Origin of the sequence: endosymbiont of Galathealinum brachiosum, assembly GCA_003349885.1 — a bacterium.
Lineage (GTDB): Bacteria > Pseudomonadota > Gammaproteobacteria > SZUA-229 > SZUA-229 > SZUA-229.
In genome coordinates this window covers 458,099-475,361 of sequence record QFXC01000013.1, presented here as the reverse complement: position 1 = coordinate 475,361, position 17,263 = coordinate 458,099, and the positions used below count along the sequence as shown (strand labels likewise).

Sequence of the window (17,263 nt, the reverse complement as noted above, 5' to 3'; positions counted from 1 at the left end):
GTTTTATTGTTTTCGATGGTGTTATTAGTGGGTTGTGACTCAGGTCAGGATAATGAATCAACTGCTGCTAAAGTAGAACCGCTTATAAAAACTACGCCTACAGCTGTGGAAGAAGAGGTGGTGGTCACTCCTAAGGCTGAAGTTGTAAAAGCAGAACCAGAAATTAGCATGAACGGTGAGCAGGTTTATAATAAATCATGTGTATCATGTCATGCTTCAGGTGCAGCAGGTGCACCAAAGTTAGGTGATACGACAGCGTGGAAAACACGCATTGAAAAGGGTGTTGAATCACTATATTCTTCTGCTATCAATGGTGTTCCGGGGACAGCAATGATGGTTAAAGGAACATGTGCAGTCTGTAGTGATGAAGAGTTGAAGGCGGCTGTAGATTATATGGTTGCAAAAATTAATTAGTAATTTATATAATAAAATATTAACTATTTTTTAAGGTTTTCATGGAGAAAATAGAAAGATTTATATGTCTTCCTTTGATGTGTCTATCAAATTCTATTTTCTTCACGATTAAATCTTTTTTTAAAATTAAGTATTCAAATAAATGGCATTAGTGTGGCATAAATGTGTTTCTGGTGTTCAGTATGAAGTCCGTTCTGCAGGAAAAAGCATGCGATTGTATACTGATGGCGTGTTTCATAGTCAGTATAATCCTGAACAGATACTAACAGGACATGTTTGGGATTTATTAATGATCCCGGCATTTTTTTATCCTGAAAATACAATTAAGCGTGTATTGGTGCTAGGTGTGGGAGGTGGTGCCTCACTTCATATGTTGCGTTATTTTGTTTCACCTGAAAGTATAACCGGAGTAGAGCTTAATCCAGTTCATTTATCAGTCGCCCGACGATTTTTTAATTTAAAGCATAAAACAATAAATTTAATAGAAGCAGATGCAATTACCTGGCTTGAAAATTACCAGGGTGAAAAATTTGATATGATTGTTGATGATCTGTTTTCGGAAAAAGATGGAGAGCCTGTTTCGGTTGTAGAAGCCAATGGGAAGTGGTTTTCTCATTTGTTGAAACATTTAAATAAAAATGGCGTCATTGTTAGAAATTTTGTAAGTAAAGAAGAGTTGCTGGACTCAGCAGGTATCAATAATAAAGCGATTAGTAATAAATTTGCATCTATATTTCAGTTGACCAGTTGTCTGAATGAAAATTTTGTGGGTGTTTATTCAAAATCTCTTATCAGTAGTGCGGTATTGAGAAAAAATTTAGTTAAAACACCGAAATTAAACCCGAACCTTAAAACCAGTAAGCTCAGATATCGTATTCGTAAGTTAGTCTGAGAAAAGACTTTGAGAGCGGTTGCTTTTAGGAGCGTAGATTTGAACGGGTAATAAAACTGCTGGTCGCAAGGTCTTCGCTGACCCACTCAACATGTTGTTTGAATAAACGGTATTCCTGTAAAAAGCCAGGATCAGATGCTTTGTGTGGTGACTGGATTAGCTTTTTAAAATCAGCAATCTGATCCAGAAGAGCATCCATCTCATCAATACAATTAGTCTTTTTTGTGGTGTTTATTACCAAATGCTGGTGATGCTTCATGCAGCGATACTCTTAAGTGTCTGTAACTGGCTGCAGAAATTTAGTAATTTTGAAGACCATTGGCAGTTTTCATTATTACCTGATGTATCTGGTGTGATTAATTCACTAAGTTCATATAACTGGGCTGTTGTTCTTTGCATTTCAGGACGAATATCCTTCAGGCAAATATTTGTATTAATGGACTGGAGCTCAAAGTTCAGGTGCTGACTAAATAAATCGCAGGCATTACGAAAATCAATGTCGGCCGGGTTTTCAGTCTGGCTAACAACGTCACCAAAATATAGAATTTCCTGTTGTAATTCATGAAGCTTATTTAGAATGTCCATTTTGCCCCTCATTTATTTATTTAGCATTTTCGTTTGAGAAGATTCTACTGTGTTTAGTGGTGTGCTGGTTGTTATTCAGGCTGAAACTCGTGTCAGAAAAATCCTACACACGTTTGGGGGATGTAAAAGAGGATGATTTAAAAAGCTAAATAAAACAGGTGGTTAGGCTATTTTTGCTGATGTATTGATATGTGCTAATGTATTCAGAGGGTGATCTAGCACACGGATTTTTCTGGTGATCTGTGTTCAGTCGTTAAACTGCGTTCGAATAGTCAGTCCTTGTGCCATAAGGGTTTCAGCCATACGTGCCAGATTATCTTCATTAGCAAAAACGGTATCCCCATGCCCTTCTGCCTGCAGAATGGTTTTAAGTGTTTTGGGATTTACAACTGTGAGTTGCCAGGTGTTATTATCTAGCTTGTGGCGATTAATTTTTAGTTTGCTCTTACCAAAACCCCACTGAGAGGTGCTATTAAGAACACCTGCAGTATATTTCTGTAAATCAGACAAACCTGCTGATTCAGGATCGGGAGTATAGGCTTCAGGTTTAGTTGTATGAGTATTAGTGGATTGTCTGGTTTTTTTCATATCATTTACTTATATTGGCGTGTTCAGGCTTTTCATATTTTAATCGTTATAAAAAAATAAAATACCAGAATTAAATATATTTGTGAACAAATCTACAAATTAAGCGCCGAACGGAACAGTAATTTAATTGTTTTAATAAATTATAATATTTTGTAAATAATTGAAATATAATATTATTTTGGTTAAATCACAGTTAAATAGTATAAAACATAGAAATTTAAATATTATCGGAATAGTTAGAATAATAAATCAGACTCTAAATAAAGTTATATGCGAAATATAATACTCATTATTACACTCATCATGTCGGTTATGCTTTTTACAAGTAATCCGATAGATAACTCTATCAGGCTTTATCAGGCTCTCTGGAATACGGGACATCTGTTTTTCTTTGCATTATTAACCTGGCTTTTGATTATGCATACGGCCTTATTAAAAGAGAGCTGGAGAAAAATACTAATAGTGAGTTTGTTGTTTAGCTTGATTTTGGGTGGGTTGATAGAAATAGTACAGTATCAGGTTGGTCGTTATATGGAATGGCAGGATCTACTCACAGATGTATTAGGAGGAATGCTCGGTTTTTTAACTGTTCAGTTATTTGTGTCTGATGAACGTAGATTATTGGGGAAACCTGCCATTATTTTGTTATCAATTATTGTGATACTGATAGCCTTTATTCCAGTATTTAATGTTATTCAGGATGATTTGAATGTTAAATCAGAATTTCCTGTGATAGCTAATTTTGAATTAGAAAGAACGCTGGGACGCTGGGATAGCAAACATGTGGGACGCTTAGAAATAGATAGTCAGTTTTATATTGAGGGGGCGGCCTCAGCTTTAGTTGAGTTTCAGGTAGGAAAATATCCTGATGTGTCACTTGATGTGCTTTACCCAAACTGGTCCGGTTTTGAATATTTAAACATGAGTATTCACAATGCTCAAAATGAGATATTGGAAATGGAATTAAAGATTTATGATCAGATACATAGACAAAATGGATATGATTACAATGACAGGTTTAATTATGAGCTTAGTATTAAGCCTGGCTGGAATATACTGAAAATTGAAATTCAGAATATACTCAATTCACCTCGTAGTAGAAGTATGGACGTAGAGAATATTGTGGGTTTTAGCTTATTTATGTATAGCTTGAATGAGGCTAAAGTGATTCATCTCGACAATATCCATCTGTCGAAATAAAAACATAAGGTTCATAGGCTTCGACAAAACCATTAAAATTCTATAAAATCGTCGGTTTTCTCCGTTTCGCACCCTAAGGTGATGTATGAATAAAAAGGTTGGCGTGGTAATGGGCAGTAATAGTGACTGGCCCGTTATGCAACATGCTGTACAACAGCTGGAAGCATTTGGTATTGAATACGAGGCGCGTGTTGTGTCTGCTCATCGCACCCCTGATTTGTTATTTGAATATGCTGCGACAGCACGTGAACGGGGACTAGCCTGTATTATTGCAGGTGCTGGGGGCGCAGCTCATTTACCGGGTATGTTAGCGTCTAAAACCACACTGCCCATATTAGGTGTGCCGGTTAATTCCAGATACCTGAAGGGTATGGATTCACTGTTATCGATTGTGCAAATGCCCAAAGGTATCCCCGTGGCAACATTTGCTATAGGTGAGGCTGGTGCTGCGAATGCCGGCTTATATGCTGTGTCTATACTGGCAAATCAGGATGATGCGTTAGCTGAGAAACTGGCTGATTTTCGTGCTGATCAGCAGGAAGCCGTTCTTGCTATGCAGCTTCCACCAGAAGAATAAATATGTCATCTCAATTATTACCAGGTGCAACCTTAGGTGTTTTAGGCGGCGGACAGTTAGGTCGTATGTTTTGTATGGCTGCCCGTAATATGGGGTATCGTACGGTTGTGCTTGATCCTGACCCCAAAAGCCCTGCTGCTGAGGTTGCAGACCATCATCTGCAGGCTGATTATACTCACAGTGAATCGCTGATTGAAATGGCAAATATGTGCGATGCCATTACGACCGAATTTGAAAATGTGCCGGCAGAAAGTCTGAAATTTCTGTCTTCTCATAAACCGGTGCATCCATCGGCAGAAGCAGTAGCAATTGCGCGACATAGAATTGAGGAAAAAGATTACGCGAAAAACTCGGGTCTTAGTCCTGCTCCCTATGCCTTAATTCGTTCGACAGATGATTTTGATGACGCGATTACGGTAACCGGTTTTCCCGCTATCATAAAAACCACAACGTTGGGGTATGACGGGAAAGGCCAGCAGGTTATTAAAGATAAAACTCAGCTGGAAGCGGCATTTAATGATTTAGATCAGGTCGAGTGCGTGTTAGAACGTAAAATGGATCTGGCATTAGAGATATCCGTTCTTCTGGCAAGAAATTCCAAAGGTGAAGTGGCCTGTTATCCGCCGGCTGAAAATGAGCACATTAATGGTGTTCTTCATAAAAGTATTGTGCCTGCAAGAGTAGATGACGCTATTGCTGAAGCAGCTAGACAGCAAGCTATTGGTCTGGCAAACAAAATTAATTATGTCGGTATACTGGCAATAGAGTTTTTTATTACCACGGATAATCAGCTTATATTTAATGAAATGGCACCTCGTCCACATAATAGTGGGCATTACACAATGGATGCGACTGTCGTCTCACAGTTTGAACAGCAGGTGCGTGTAATGTGTGGCTTAACACCGGGTGATACTCGATTAGTTAGCCCTGTTGTGATGATTAATCTGTTAGGTGATTTATGGCCGGTTAACTGGCAGCTTTGCCTTGATGACCCGGCTCTTAAACTTCATCTTTATGGTAAACATGAAGCCAGACCCGGGCGCAAAATGGGGCACTTCAATCTGTTATCGGATAATGTTGATCAGGCCATCCAGGCTGCTGATAATGTATTTAAGTCATTGTAATTAGCTGTTCTTTAGATTATTTAATAACTGGAGGCCTGTTCTGGTTATTTAAGGTAGAGTGCCTCCAGTTCTCTGTCAGAATAGGCTTTAATAAGCTTGAACCAGCTCTCAATTCAACCAATAAATAGCCTGCCAGTTTGATGTTTACACTGGCTCTGGCATAATCTGACGACTATTATAATTAAAACACTCAATCTAAAAGAGTGAGACAGGTGTGTATTATGAGTTTATCTGAGCCAGTAAAAGAATTTGATGGGGAGCTGGATCGTCCAGAAAATCAGCAGATAATTGATTTCCTGAAACAGTACCAGCCATCGGCCCATTCCGATATTGTTCAGCTGCTGGTTGAATCAACTAGTGAGCTGGCGAGTATAAAGTTCTATTGTCCTGATACAGATAATCATGCTTATTACCTTGCGCATACGCCTGATGGTGTTATTTTTGCTGCGGCGATTGGTATGAGTGCACTAATGTATCGTTTGCCAAAGCAGTCAATGTCTGGTGCATTGGTCAAAGGGGGAGAGATTTTTAAAGAAGTTGGCGAACCATGGATCAGCTTTAACCCTTTCTGGCCTGATGATGAAAAGAGGCATCGGGTGGACATGCCTGAATTGAAGCAATGGGCCAAACTGGCTTATTTGCACGCACTAGCTTAAGTCATGCCTTCTGATCAGCTTTCTGCATTACGCTTTTATAAAATATGTGCACTCCTGGGTACGCTAATCATTATTGTGGATATTGCTTTTTCATGGATGCGTATCCAGACATTTGAAAACAATGTAACGAATGTGTTTGAGTCAATGGTTACAAATCAGATGGAATTTGATGGTTTGCAACAGGAGCTGGTGCATATCGATAAAGTGCTGGTGCAATCAGGTGAAGTGTCTGAAGGTAAAAAAACAAAAGTAGATGGAATTGATTATTCAACATATGAAATAGAACGCCTTAGAAATGAGCAGGCGAGTATCCGGCTTCATATGCAGGAAAAACAGCTTGATCTGGTTGGATCAAGTAGTGAAAAAAAACACATAATGAATGAAGTGCGAATTTTGTTTTTAGGTTCATTGGTGTTTCTTGTATTGGGAACTCTGTTATCTGCATTTGGGTACCTGGCCTGGTATTTCAAAATAGAACTGTTCGAAGATCGTCGTAAAAAACCCAGATAAAACATTAGTTATCTTTCATGTGTGGTGGTGTCGCTGCGTGTTTTAAAAAATGATGCAGAGACACGGAGCCACAGAGCAAAGTCTATTCACTTTAAAAAAATAATTCATAGTTAATGTATTTTAATCAGGATTAGATTAAATAAGTATTGTGAATTCAATTAAATATCATCTTTGCATCAAGTTTATTAACGAAGTTTATTTTGAATTTTTAGAATATTAAGTGATGAATTTCAAGAATTAAGGTGGGCGTAAAAAAGAAGATTTTATTGACGCCGAATCTTCAAAATAACATTACAAAAAAATGAAGTAAAGGAATTTATTTTATTTTGAGCTGTTTAATTAACTAATAGGTTGAAAGGAAAAGAAAGATAACCGAGGTAAAAAAAGATGATTTTACTGACAGCGAATCCCCAAAATAACACTACAAAAAAACGAAGTAAAGAAATATATTTTATTTTGTGATGTTTTCCCTTAATTATTGTTTTTATTCGTTTTTTTCTTGACCTGTCATATTCAATCCTCTATAAAATTAGTTAACAAAAATGTAAAAAGACTAAGGAGGTGATCTCGCAAACTTGATAAGAAGACCCTGACAAACAGTACTGCTGATTTGCATTGTTTAATTAATTATCAAAAGGTGCCATATGCCAAGACGTTCTGCTTCACAGAAAAGAGCTGCGAAACAAGCAAGAAAACGTAACTCAGATCCATCGGTTGTTGTTGATATTAAATCACGCAACTCCTTTATTGAAACGCAAACTATAACAGCACGAGCTGCGCCGCCGCTTCAGGCAAAAACCTTGTCTCAAGGTCAATATATCACGGCAATAAAATCCCATAAATTAACTTTCGGAACGGGTCCTGCGGGAACCGGGAAAAGTTATGTGGCGGGTGCAATTGCCGCAGAAGAGTTGGAGGCTCGACGTATAGAGAAAATAATTATTACCCGACCAGCAGTTGAGGCGGGTGAAAATATGGGCTTTTTACCGGGTGATTTGCAGGAAAAGTTTGATCCTTATTTTGATGCATTTCGTGATTGTCTGATCGAACGATTAGGTAAGGGAGCGGTTGAATGCGGTTTGAAAAATGATCGTATTGTCGTTGCGCCAATGGCTTATTTGCGGGGTAAAACATTTAACGATGCGTTTGTTGTTTTAGATGAAGCGCAAAACTGTACCAGGGCACAGTTAAAGTTGTTTTTAACTCGGATTGGTGAAAACTGTCGCGTTGTTGTAAATGGGGATATTCGTCAGTCGGATATCGGTAATCAATCTGGTTTGCAAGATGCAATAAACAGGCTGGGGCATCTTAACTCTGTTTATGTTCATGCTTTTGAGCATGAAGACATTGTTCGAAGCGGGCTGGTTAAAGATATAATTGAATGTTATGAGAAATAACTAAACCGAATTATAATAATAATTTGTAATATACTTACGGGGCGCATTTTGCGCCCTTTTGTTTTTTTACCACAGAGTCACAGAGTCACAGAGTCACAGAGTTTTATTGTTATTAAGCGATACGCGCTTAATAACAATAAAAGGATTTTATCTGTGCACTCTGTGTCTCTGTGGCAACATTGTTATTAAAGATTATATTAATTATGGGTAGATATCGTCCCCCCGCCAAAAAAGGCTCACCTTATATTACTGCTGAAGGCATGGCTGTGCTTGAACAGGAATTAGATTACCTGTGGAATAAACGCCGACCTTTAGTTGTGAAAGCATTATCGACTGCAGCAGCGGAAGGTGATCGTTCTGAGAATGCAGAATATATTTACCGTAAAAAAGAATTAGGTGAAATTGATCGCCGAGTTCGCTTTCTGTCTAAGCGTGTTGATGAAGTGAAAGTGGTGAGTGATACACCGAAAAAAACCGATCAGATATTTTTTGGTGCATGGGTTGAACTGGAAGATGATGAGGGTGTCAAGCTTCAATATAGAGTTGTGGGGCCAGATGAGTTCGATTCTGATAAAGGTTATATCAGTATGGATTCGCCAGTCGCAACTGCGTTAATGAAAAAGCTTGAAGGGGATGATGTCACTATTACAACACCGGGAGGTGTGATTAATTATTATATTAACCGGGTTCAGTATAAACCATTTAGTTCATAATGTTTTTTGTAGTGATTTTTTGTACAGGTAAACGAGATGATAGTAAGGTTGCCATTAATATAAATCCACTCGACCACCATAAACAGCCCGATAACCCTTGAGTTTGATAAATCCATCCTGATAATATAGTCCCCATTAAACGGCCGGCTGCATTCGCCATATAATAAAAACCTACATTGGTAGATACATTGTCGTGCTCTGACCAGCTAATGATTAGATATGAATGTACGGCAGAATTTATGGCAAAGATAATACCAAATACAATCAGGCCAATAATTAGAACAGGTTTAGGGTGATAACCCGATGACAGGGCAAGTGCAATAATGGCTGGAATAAAAAATAGAATAAAAGCCCAGTGTTTTGCAGTTGCGCCATCTGGTGATTCATTTTTGTGTGTTGAACGAATAAGTTTTGGTGCGCTCGCCTGCACCATGCCATAACCAATAATCCAGAGCGCAAGAAAACCACCGACCTGCATAAAGCTCCATTCGAATACTGAATAAAGATATACCGGTAATGCTACGACAAACCAGACATCACGGGAACCAAATAGAAAATATCGTGCTGCAGACAACCAGTTTATGGCGGGTGTTTTTGAAAATAACTGGGTGAATTTTGTTTTGTTTTTAGTTTTTCCCAGTCCAGCGGGTAGCATTATTATTGAAGTGATTAAAACAATGAAGAGGCTGCCTGATAAAATAGCCAGTGCACCCCTGAATTCAAATAGCTGTAATAATAATGCACCCAGAAAAAAACCAACGCCTTTGAGTGTGTTTTTTGAACCGGTAAGCACAGCAATCCATTTAAATAATCTGGATTCACTGTTTTCGTCCTCAGGTAATAAGATTTTTACACTGGCTTTTGCTGACATTTTATTCAGATCTTTTGCAATGCCTGATAATGCCTGAGCAACCATTACATAACTGATGCTTAACCAGGTCTCAGGAGCCATTAAAGAGGCGAGTGCAAAAACCTGTAAGGCCATGCCTATATGCATTGTCATATTCAGTCCAATGCGAGAGCCTAACCAGCCACCTATTAAATTGGTGACAATGCCAAAAAATTCATAAAATATAAATAACATGGCTACTTCAAATGGTGAGTAACCAAGCAGGTGAAAATACAATACAACTAGCATACGAATGGCACCGTCTGTTACGGTAAATGCCCAGTAGCCTGCAGTGATTAATAAATAATTTTTTAAACCGTTAGTCATTTAAATCTTTTGCAATAAATGCAGCCAGCTCCATCATGCGGTTAACGTAACCCCATTCATTGTCATACCAGGCATAAATTTTTACCTGTGTATCATTTATTACCATGGTGGAAAGTGCATCAATAATCGATGAATGTGGGTCGTTGACGTAATCTATTGATACCAGTGGACGTTCTTCATAACCCAGTATGCCTTGCAGTTTATTTTCAGCAGCCTGTTTAAATAAAGAGTTAATTTCTTCGATGCTGGTTTTTCGTTTTGCTTCAAAAACAAAATCGGTTAGCGAGGCATTAAGCAGTGGAACGCGAACTGCATGTCCATTTAATTTTCCTTCCAGTTCAGGAAAAATTTTAGTGATAGCTTTTGCAGAACCGGTTGAGGTTGGAATTAATGAATTGCTACATGCGCGAGCACGACGCAAATCTTTATGGCCTTTATCAACAATGGTCTGAGTATTGGTTATGTCATGTATTGTTGTCATGCAACCATGTTTAATACCAATGTTATCATTCATTATTTTTACAACAGGCGCTAAACAGTTTGTTGTGCAGGAAGCAGCAGTAACAATGTGATGTTTTTCAGGTTGATATTCATGGTGGTTTATGCCGTACACAATGTTAATCGCCGGGTTCGGAACAGGTGCAGAAACGAGTACTTTTTTTACTCCCTGATCAAAATAACATTGTAGATCGGCTTCGGTTTTAAACTGCCCCGTGCATTCAATAACCAGATCTATACCCATGCCAACCCAGTCAATATTAGCGGGATTTTTTTCACATGAACAACTGACTCTTTTTCCTTCAAGCAAAATACCTGAAGCGTCGGATGAGGGTTCACGCCCCCAGCGTCCATGTACAGAATCAAACTCCAGTAAATGGGCAAGTGTTGCACTATCTGCAGATATTTCATTTACATGGATAATTTCATAGGCGGGATTATCCCAGCCTGCGCGAAAACCCAGTAGACCCATGCGGCCAAGGCCATTGATGCCGATGCGTATTGTCATGTGTTAATTCCAGTAGAGTATTTAAATTTATAGTGTGACTTCAGCTTTCTTATGCACAGCATTCAAGCCCCGGTCGATTAGCCATAGTTTTGAGCTTTCTTTGATCAGACATAAAGGGCTCAGTTTTGCCTGTGCCATTGAACGTGCTTTGTAGTATTTCCAGTGCCCAGTTTTGTATGTCCGGGTTGATGCGGTAATACATCCAGGTGCCTTTACGACGCGCTACCAGTACACCTGCTTCACGTAAATGTGCAAGGTGACGGGAAATTTTGGGTTGAGATAAATTGAGGGTATAGGTTAGTTCGCATACGCACAGTTCTCCCTCAGCCTGCATTAACATAAGGCTTCGAAGGCGAGTGCTGTCTGAGAGCATTTTAAAAAAAGTATCAATTTCATTTTGCATCGCGTAAATATATGGTTAAACATATATATGGTCAAGCATATATATTGATAATGTTCGGGTGAAGTTTAATCATTCTTTAAAGTTTTAGATTATTCTGACGATAATATGTTTAAGACAACCATTAATGCGCATATGCCCAGACTGTATATATTACTTGCCAGTTTAGTGTTTTCATCAAACCTGTACGCCGTGCAGCGCTATCAGGCGCCTGTAGCAGGCTCTGACTGGCATGTGCATAGTAGTCCAATACAATGTGAGATGGTGCATGACATTGATCATTATGGTCATGGGCAATTTGTTTTCTCATCAGGAGGTGAGTTAGCCTTTCAGTTGCACTCATTAGAATCTGCTCGGCGAGAAAGCGTTGCAAGCCTGTATTCTATTGCGCCTTTCTGGCGAGAAAACAAAGAAAAAGATCTGGCACAATTGATTGTTTCAAAAGGTAATATGCCGGTTTATGTGGGTGGGTCGCTGGCATATCGAATCTTATATGAGTTAAAAGCAGGGCACCATCCTACCTTCCATTATAAAGATTGGGCAGATTTTGAAGATGATGTTTATGTTTCGATTTCATCGGTTAACTTTCATCAGCAGATAGATGAATTTATGCGCTGCATCAGCAATGCACTGCCTTATGGTGCTGATAAAGTTAAAGATACAGCGATATTTTTTGCATCTGATAAGTCGGGTTTAACCAGAGCAGAGCGCAGAAAATTAAATGAAATAGTGTTATTTGCAAAAATTGATAAAGGTATGAAAATTCAGCTGAAAGGCCATGCAGATGGACGTGGTCGACGTATCTACAATAAAAAACTCTCAGCCCGTAGAACCGGTTCTGTGGAGAAATATCTGATATCTCAGGGTGTGCCTGAAGCACAAATTAGCCAGAATGCACACGGAGAAAGTCGCCCGTCTGCCAGTAATCGAAGCGATCGAGGGCGTAAGAATAACCGCCGTGTTGATGTTTTAATTACACATAATTGATAATGTATTCGTGCAATCTGGATTAGATCTGTTCGGTGCATAATAGACTGGCGTAAAAAGCATAAAAAGCTCCCACACAAAAACTCTCTCTAAGGTATAATGCCAGCCCTTTTAAAGCACGCGGAGCAGATATGTCCAAGGTAAATAAAGTCGTTTTAGCCTATTCAGGCGGTCTTGATACATCCATTATTCTTAAATGGCTGGAAGATACTTACGATTGTGAAGTAGTTACATTTACTGCAGACATTGGTCAGGGTGAAGAAGTAGAGCCTGCGCGTGTGAAAGCTGAAGCGATGGGTATTAAAGAGATCTATATTGAGGACCTGCGTGAAGAGTTTGTTCGTGATTATGTATTCCCCATGTTCCGTGCTAATGCTATTTATGAAGGTGAATACCTGCTGGGTACGTCAATTGCCCGTCCATTAATTGCCAAACGTCTGATTGAGATTGCTAATGAAACCGGTGCGGATGCGATTTCACATGGCGCTACGGGTAAAGGTAATGATCAGGTTCGTTTTGAATTAGGTGCATATGCGCTTAAGCCGGGTGTAGAAGTGATAGCTCCGTGGCGTGAGTGGGATCTGAGTTCACGTGAATCGTTAATGGCTTATGCAAAAAATCACGGAATAGAGGTGGATTTTGCTAAAAGTGAGAAAAAATCACCTTATTCCATGGATGCTAACCTGCTTCATATTTCATATGAAGGAGATATTCTGGAAGACCCGTGGGCAGAAGCTGAAGATGATATGTGGCGTTGGTCAGTATCACCTGAAAATGCACCAGACAAACCTACATATATTGAATTAACCTATGAAAAAGGCGATATCGTTGCTATTGATGGTAAAGCGATGTCACCAGCAACGGTTCTGGAAGCATTGAATAAACTGGGCGGTGATAATGGTATTGGCCGTTTAGATATTGTTGAAAATCGCTATGTCGGTATGAAATCTCGCGGTTGTTATGAAACGCCTGGTGGAACCATTATGATGAAAGGGCACCGTGCAATTGAGTCATTAACTCTGGATCGCGAAGTTGCTCATCTTAAAGATTCATTAATGCCTAAATATGCTGAATTAGTTTATAACGGTTACTGGTGGAGCCCAGAGCGCGAAATGATGCAGAAAATGATCGATGAATCACAGCAGTATGTAAATGGTGATGTACGTCTGAAATTATATAAAGGTTCTGTTTCTGTGGTTGGCCGTCGATCTGAAAACGATTCACTGTTTGATGAAAAGATTGCAACATTTGAAGATGATGATGGAGCATATGATCAGAAAGATGCTGCAGGGTTTATCAAGCTAAATGCATTGCGTCTACGTATTGCGGCCAAGCGTAATAAATAGTTTTTGTTGTTCCATATGAGCCCGTTTTAGTGTGAACGGGCTTGTACTTTTATCTCAATAGAGAGTGTTAATAATAACTTTCTATCCCATCATGTCAGGCTCTTGACGCTAATTCATAGTCTATACTCTAAGTACTCTTTACTAACGGTATATGGAGTTTTAACTTGCCCCCAATAAGCAACACCTTCAATGCATGCGGTATCTTGTGTCTTATACTTTTTACCTGTATGAGCAAAGTTGCTGTGGCCGGTCTGGCTGGTCAGGTTCTGGTCGATATTCACTGGTTAGTAAAGCATCAAAATGATGATGGTCTTGTTATTGTTGATGCGCGTAGTTATGAGGAGTACAAAAAGGGGCACATTAAAGGGGCGGTTAATATACCAGTAGGTGATACATTCAACCCTGTTAGCAATACAGATAGAGTCGGTAACCTTCGTCATATCAGTGCATTATTTAGTAATGCGGGTATACGAAATGATCATAAAATCGTGATTTATGACGGCAATACATATATTGATGCAGGGCGAGTGTTCTGGGTGCTTGAGGTTTATGGTCACAAAAATGTAATGTTACTTGATGGAGGTATAACGGGGTGGAGCGTCTATTCGGGACAGTCATTAAGTCAGGTAATCGTTAAACCTGAAAAAACAGTTTATATTCCCGCGGTTGAGCCTGAACGACTTGTCACAAAACTTAGTATGCATCTGGCACTGTCTGATAAGAGGAAAGTGATTATTGATGCCAGGACAAAAGAAGAATTTACTGGAATTGAGTCAATTGCATTACGATCAGGCCATATCCCTAATGCAGTGAGTATACCCTGGACAGAAAATTTCATTGAAATAGATGGTATTAAAATGCTTAAGCCAATAGAGGAGCTACAGTTTATTTACAATGATATCGCTCAGGATAAGCAGGTATTGCTCTATTGTAATAAAGGCAAGCAGTCTTCATTAAGTTACACGATTTTACGTCAACTGGGTCATGATGCTGCTCATTATGATGGTTCATGGTATGAGTGGGGAAATGATGAAAGCCTGCCTATAGAAAATATTAAATAATATATATGATCTCTTTTTTTAATAATATGCCAATTAAATACAAACTAATTTTTTCAGTTTATATTGTATTGTTTGTAATTATTACTATTAGCTTTGGGTTTATTATTAAACAGGAAATAAATCATGGTAATAATAAATTAATAGATGAAGCACGTGTATTTAATCAGTTGCTTAATCAGGATTTTGTGTCACTAGTGGCGCTTGGTGAAGTTGATAAGGCAGCAGATATTACGTCAAGGTTACGTGCTCTGAATAAAGTTCAGGGCTTAATTGTTTATGATGAAAAAAAAATTCCTGTTTATTCGTATGAACAGGAAGGGTTTAAAAAAATATCTAAACTTCCAGAACAGTCACCTCTAAAACATAAGTTTATTAAGGGCTCTTTATTATTGTTTGACTCTTTAGATTATCAGGGCAGTGCATATGGTTATGTGTTTGTTCAGTTGTCTACAAAGGAAATAAAAGAAGTGATTAATAGCAAATTAGAACAAGCTGCTATTATTCTGTTTGTTTTATTAATAGCGTCTTTTATCTTTTCATGGTTGATTCAGCAGCATTTTTCAAACCCAATTTTAACACTTGTATCAGCTTTACGAAAAACAGCAGAAACACACGATTATTCGCATCCTTTATCAATGAAACGAGGCGATGAAATAGGTGATTTATTTAAAGGATTTAATTATTTACAAAATCAGATAGAGGAAGAAAAGAAAGCGTTACAGGATCAGCAGTTTGCATTTGATCAGCACAGTATTGTTGGTATTACGGATGTGAGAGGGATAATAACTTATGCAAACGATATGTTTGTTAAAATCAGTGGTTATAGTAAAGAAGAGCTGATAGGTGAAAATCACAGTATTTTAAGGTCATCCGTACATAATGATGATTTTTTTAGAGATATGTATAAAACAATTGCTTCTGGAAAAATATGGCGTGGCAATATTTGTAATAAATCAAAAAATGGTAGAGAGTATTGGGTTGCAACAACCATCGTTCCATTTATGGGAGAAAATGGAAAGCCATTAAGTTATATGGCTATGCGTACTGATATTACAAAACAAAACAGAGCAGAAGCAAATCTGGCTCGTGCTCAAAAAATGGTACATATTGGCAGTTGGGAGTTAGACTTAATAAATGAAGAATTGAGCTGGTCCGATGAAATATATAGGATTTTTGAAATTGATCCTGAAAAATATTCAGCTACATATGAGCTATTTTTACAAACTATTCATCCAGATGATCGAGATAAAGTTAATGCAACTTATAAGGAGTCACTGAAAAATCGTCGATCATATGAGATAGAGCATCGATTATTAATGAAGGATGGTCGAATTAAAATAGTCAGGGAACAGGGCGAAACCTATTATGATGAAACGGGAAGGGCTTTAAGGTCAATTGGTGTAGTGCATGATATTACACATAGTAAACATACGGAGGAGGCACTTAGACGTTCTCAGAAAATGGATGCGGTAGGTCAGCTTACAGGTGGTATAGCGCATGATTTCAATAACATTATGGGGATTATTCTGGGTAATGTTGAGTTGCTTGAGCTGCAGGATATTGATGATGATAAAATTAATAAACGTCTAATTCCAATTAAAAAATCAGCAGAGCGTGCTGCCAAGCTAACGAAACAGCTACTGTCATTTTCACGTCGTAAATCTGATCAATTAACTACAGCTAATATTAATCAGCAGATTGGTGATATGAAAAGCCTGATAGTTCATTCGGTAACGCCTGAAATTGAAGTTGTGTACCAGTTAGCGGGCGATTTATGGTTAACTAATATTGATACCGGAGATTTTCAGGACGCAGTACTTAATATTGTTATAAATGCCCGTGATGCTATGAACAGAAGTGGTCATTTAACCATTGAGTCCGGTAACTGTCATCTGGATGAAAAATATTGCAGGCATAATCCAGAGGTTAAAGAAGGGGATTATGTACAGCTTATATTTAGCGATAATGGTGAGGGAATGTCATATGAAGAGCAGCAACGAATATTTGAGCCTTTTTATACAACTAAGGCTGAGGATAGTGGTACCGGTTTGGGGCTTGCTATGGTATTCGGATTTATAGAACGTTCTAACGGGTATATTAAAGTTTATTCAGAAAAGGGTATTGGGACTACATTCAGAATATATTTACCCAGAGTTTATGAAAAAACAAAATCAGATACAGAAATAGGCGGAGATAACCTGAAGAGTGAAGTGTTGCCTAGAGGAACTGAAACGATATTAGTGGTGGATGATGAAGAAAGTCTACTCGAATTAGCTAAAGAGACATTGCAGAGCCTGGGTTATAACGTTTTAACCAGTAATGATGGTAAAAAAGCACTGAAGATGCTTGAAGAAAATAGCAGGATTAATTTATTGTTTAGTGACGTAGTGATGCCCGGAGGAATTAATGGTTACGAACTTGCGGAGTTGGCTACAGAAAACTATCAACAGTTAAAAATATTGCTTACTTCAGGCTATACTCAGAAGGCAATTGCAAGAAATGGACAGGCGCGCTTTACCAGTCAACTGCTTAGTAAGCCTTATAGCAGGCAGGGCCTGGCAATGCGTATACGGGAAGTATTGGATTAATAA

At 38.5% G+C, this 17,263-nt stretch carries 19 protein-coding genes; 13 read left to right on the top strand and 6 right to left on the bottom strand.

The window, feature by feature from the left end:
* Nucleotides 1-15: 15 nt before the first annotated feature.
* On the top strand, nucleotides 16-414 hold the full coding sequence (locus DIZ80_15035; GenBank protein ID RDH81709.1) for a cytochrome c5 family protein: 399 nt from the start codon (nucleotides 16-18) through the stop codon (nucleotides 412-414).
* 142 nt (nucleotides 415-556) lie between these two features.
* Nucleotides 557-1,306: a hypothetical protein gene (locus tag DIZ80_15030; GenBank protein RDH81399.1), complete on the top strand. Its 750-nt coding sequence runs from the start codon at nucleotides 557-559 to the stop codon at nucleotides 1,304-1,306.
* A gap of 25 nt (nucleotides 1,307-1,331) precedes the next feature.
* Here DIZ80_15030 and DIZ80_15025 read toward each other — a convergent pair whose 3' ends face one another.
* From DIZ80_15025 to DIZ80_15015, 3 genes are all read right to left on the bottom strand, one after another.
* Nucleotides 1,332-1,565, bottom strand: coding sequence for a hypothetical protein (locus tag DIZ80_15025; GenBank protein RDH81398.1), 234 nt, complete (start codon nucleotides 1,563-1,565; stop codon nucleotides 1,332-1,334).
* The gene (locus DIZ80_15020) at nucleotides 1,562-1,891 is read right to left on the bottom strand and encodes a hypothetical protein (GenBank protein RDH81397.1); all 330 of its coding nucleotides are present in this window, start codon (nucleotides 1,889-1,891) and stop codon (nucleotides 1,562-1,564) included. Before DIZ80_15020 ends, DIZ80_15025 begins: the two co-directional genes overlap by 4 nt.
* 246 nt (nucleotides 1,892-2,137) lie before the next feature.
* Nucleotides 2,138-2,479, bottom strand: coding sequence for a hypothetical protein (locus DIZ80_15015; protein RDH81396.1), 342 nt, complete (start codon nucleotides 2,477-2,479; stop codon nucleotides 2,138-2,140).
* 270 nt (nucleotides 2,480-2,749) lie between these two features.
* Between DIZ80_15015 and DIZ80_15010 the strand changes: the two genes are divergently transcribed.
* The 7 genes from DIZ80_15010 (at nucleotide 2,750) to DIZ80_14980 (ending at nucleotide 8,656) form a co-directional block, all read left to right on the top strand.
* Nucleotides 2,750-3,679 (top strand): hypothetical protein, encoded by a 930-nt coding sequence (locus DIZ80_15010; GenBank protein ID RDH81395.1) that lies wholly within the window; start codon nucleotides 2,750-2,752, stop codon nucleotides 3,677-3,679.
* Between the two features lie 85 nt (nucleotides 3,680-3,764).
* Nucleotides 3,765-4,256, top strand: a complete 492-nt coding sequence (purE, locus tag DIZ80_15005) for a 5-(carboxyamino)imidazole ribonucleotide mutase (protein ID RDH81394.1) — start codon at nucleotides 3,765-3,767, stop codon at nucleotides 4,254-4,256.
* A 2-nt stretch (nucleotides 4,257-4,258) separates the two neighbouring features.
* Nucleotides 4,259-5,380, top strand: a complete 1,122-nt coding sequence (locus DIZ80_15000) for a 5-(carboxyamino)imidazole ribonucleotide synthase (protein ID RDH81393.1) — start codon at nucleotides 4,259-4,261, stop codon at nucleotides 5,378-5,380.
* Between the two features lie 221 nt (nucleotides 5,381-5,601).
* Nucleotides 5,602-6,036: a hypothetical protein gene (locus DIZ80_14995; protein RDH81392.1), complete on the top strand. Its 435-nt coding sequence runs from the start codon at nucleotides 5,602-5,604 to the stop codon at nucleotides 6,034-6,036.
* Between the two features lie 3 nt (nucleotides 6,037-6,039).
* Complete coding sequence (locus tag DIZ80_14990) at nucleotides 6,040-6,546, top strand: hypothetical protein (protein ID RDH81391.1); 507 nt, start codon at nucleotides 6,040-6,042, stop codon at nucleotides 6,544-6,546.
* A 644-nt stretch (nucleotides 6,547-7,190) separates the two neighbouring features.
* Entirely contained in the window at nucleotides 7,191-7,943 is a 753-nt protein-coding gene (locus tag DIZ80_14985) for a PhoH family protein (GenBank protein ID RDH81390.1), read from the top strand.
* Nucleotides 7,944-8,146: 203 nt separating this feature from the next.
* Nucleotides 8,147-8,656: a transcription elongation factor GreB gene (locus DIZ80_14980; protein RDH81708.1), complete on the top strand. Its 510-nt coding sequence runs from the start codon at nucleotides 8,147-8,149 to the stop codon at nucleotides 8,654-8,656.
* Here DIZ80_14980 and DIZ80_14975 read toward each other — a convergent pair.
* Genes DIZ80_14975 through DIZ80_14965 form a run of 3 tightly spaced genes read right to left on the bottom strand, consistent with a single transcriptional unit; the run spans nucleotide 8,646 to nucleotide 11,281 of the window.
* On the bottom strand, nucleotides 8,646-9,872 hold the full coding sequence (locus tag DIZ80_14975; protein RDH81389.1) for an MFS transporter: 1,227 nt from the start codon (nucleotides 9,870-9,872) through the stop codon (nucleotides 8,646-8,648). The two genes, DIZ80_14980 and DIZ80_14975, sit on opposite strands and share 11 nt — an antisense overlap.
* Nucleotides 9,865-10,878, bottom strand: a complete 1,014-nt coding sequence (gene gap, locus DIZ80_14970) for a type I glyceraldehyde-3-phosphate dehydrogenase (GenBank protein RDH81388.1) — start codon at nucleotides 10,876-10,878, stop codon at nucleotides 9,865-9,867. Before gap ends, DIZ80_14975 begins: the two co-directional genes overlap by 8 nt.
* Nucleotides 10,879-10,927: 49 nt before the next feature.
* Complete coding sequence (locus tag DIZ80_14965; GenBank protein RDH81387.1) at nucleotides 10,928-11,281, bottom strand: transcriptional regulator; 354 nt, start codon at nucleotides 11,279-11,281, stop codon at nucleotides 10,928-10,930.
* A 105-nt stretch (nucleotides 11,282-11,386) separates the two neighbouring features.
* Between DIZ80_14965 and DIZ80_14960 the strand changes: the two genes are divergently transcribed.
* The 4 genes from DIZ80_14960 to DIZ80_14945 all read left to right on the top strand — a co-directional run bounded on the left by DIZ80_14960 (nucleotide 11,387) and on the right by DIZ80_14945 (nucleotide 17,260).
* Nucleotides 11,387-12,265 (top strand): hypothetical protein, encoded by an 879-nt coding sequence (locus tag DIZ80_14960; GenBank protein ID RDH81386.1) that lies wholly within the window; start codon nucleotides 11,387-11,389, stop codon nucleotides 12,263-12,265.
* Between the two features lie 131 nt (nucleotides 12,266-12,396).
* Nucleotides 12,397-13,611: an argininosuccinate synthase gene (locus tag DIZ80_14955; GenBank protein RDH81385.1), complete on the top strand. Its 1,215-nt coding sequence runs from the start codon at nucleotides 12,397-12,399 to the stop codon at nucleotides 13,609-13,611.
* Between the two features lie 227 nt (nucleotides 13,612-13,838).
* Nucleotides 13,839-14,672: a sulfurtransferase gene (locus DIZ80_14950; GenBank protein ID RDH81384.1), complete on the top strand. Its 834-nt coding sequence runs from the start codon at nucleotides 13,839-13,841 to the stop codon at nucleotides 14,670-14,672.
* A 5-nt stretch (nucleotides 14,673-14,677) separates the two neighbouring features.
* Nucleotides 14,678-17,260 (top strand): hypothetical protein, encoded by a 2,583-nt coding sequence (locus tag DIZ80_14945; GenBank protein RDH81383.1) that lies wholly within the window; start codon nucleotides 14,678-14,680, stop codon nucleotides 17,258-17,260.
* Nucleotides 17,261-17,263 lie beyond the last annotated feature (3 nt).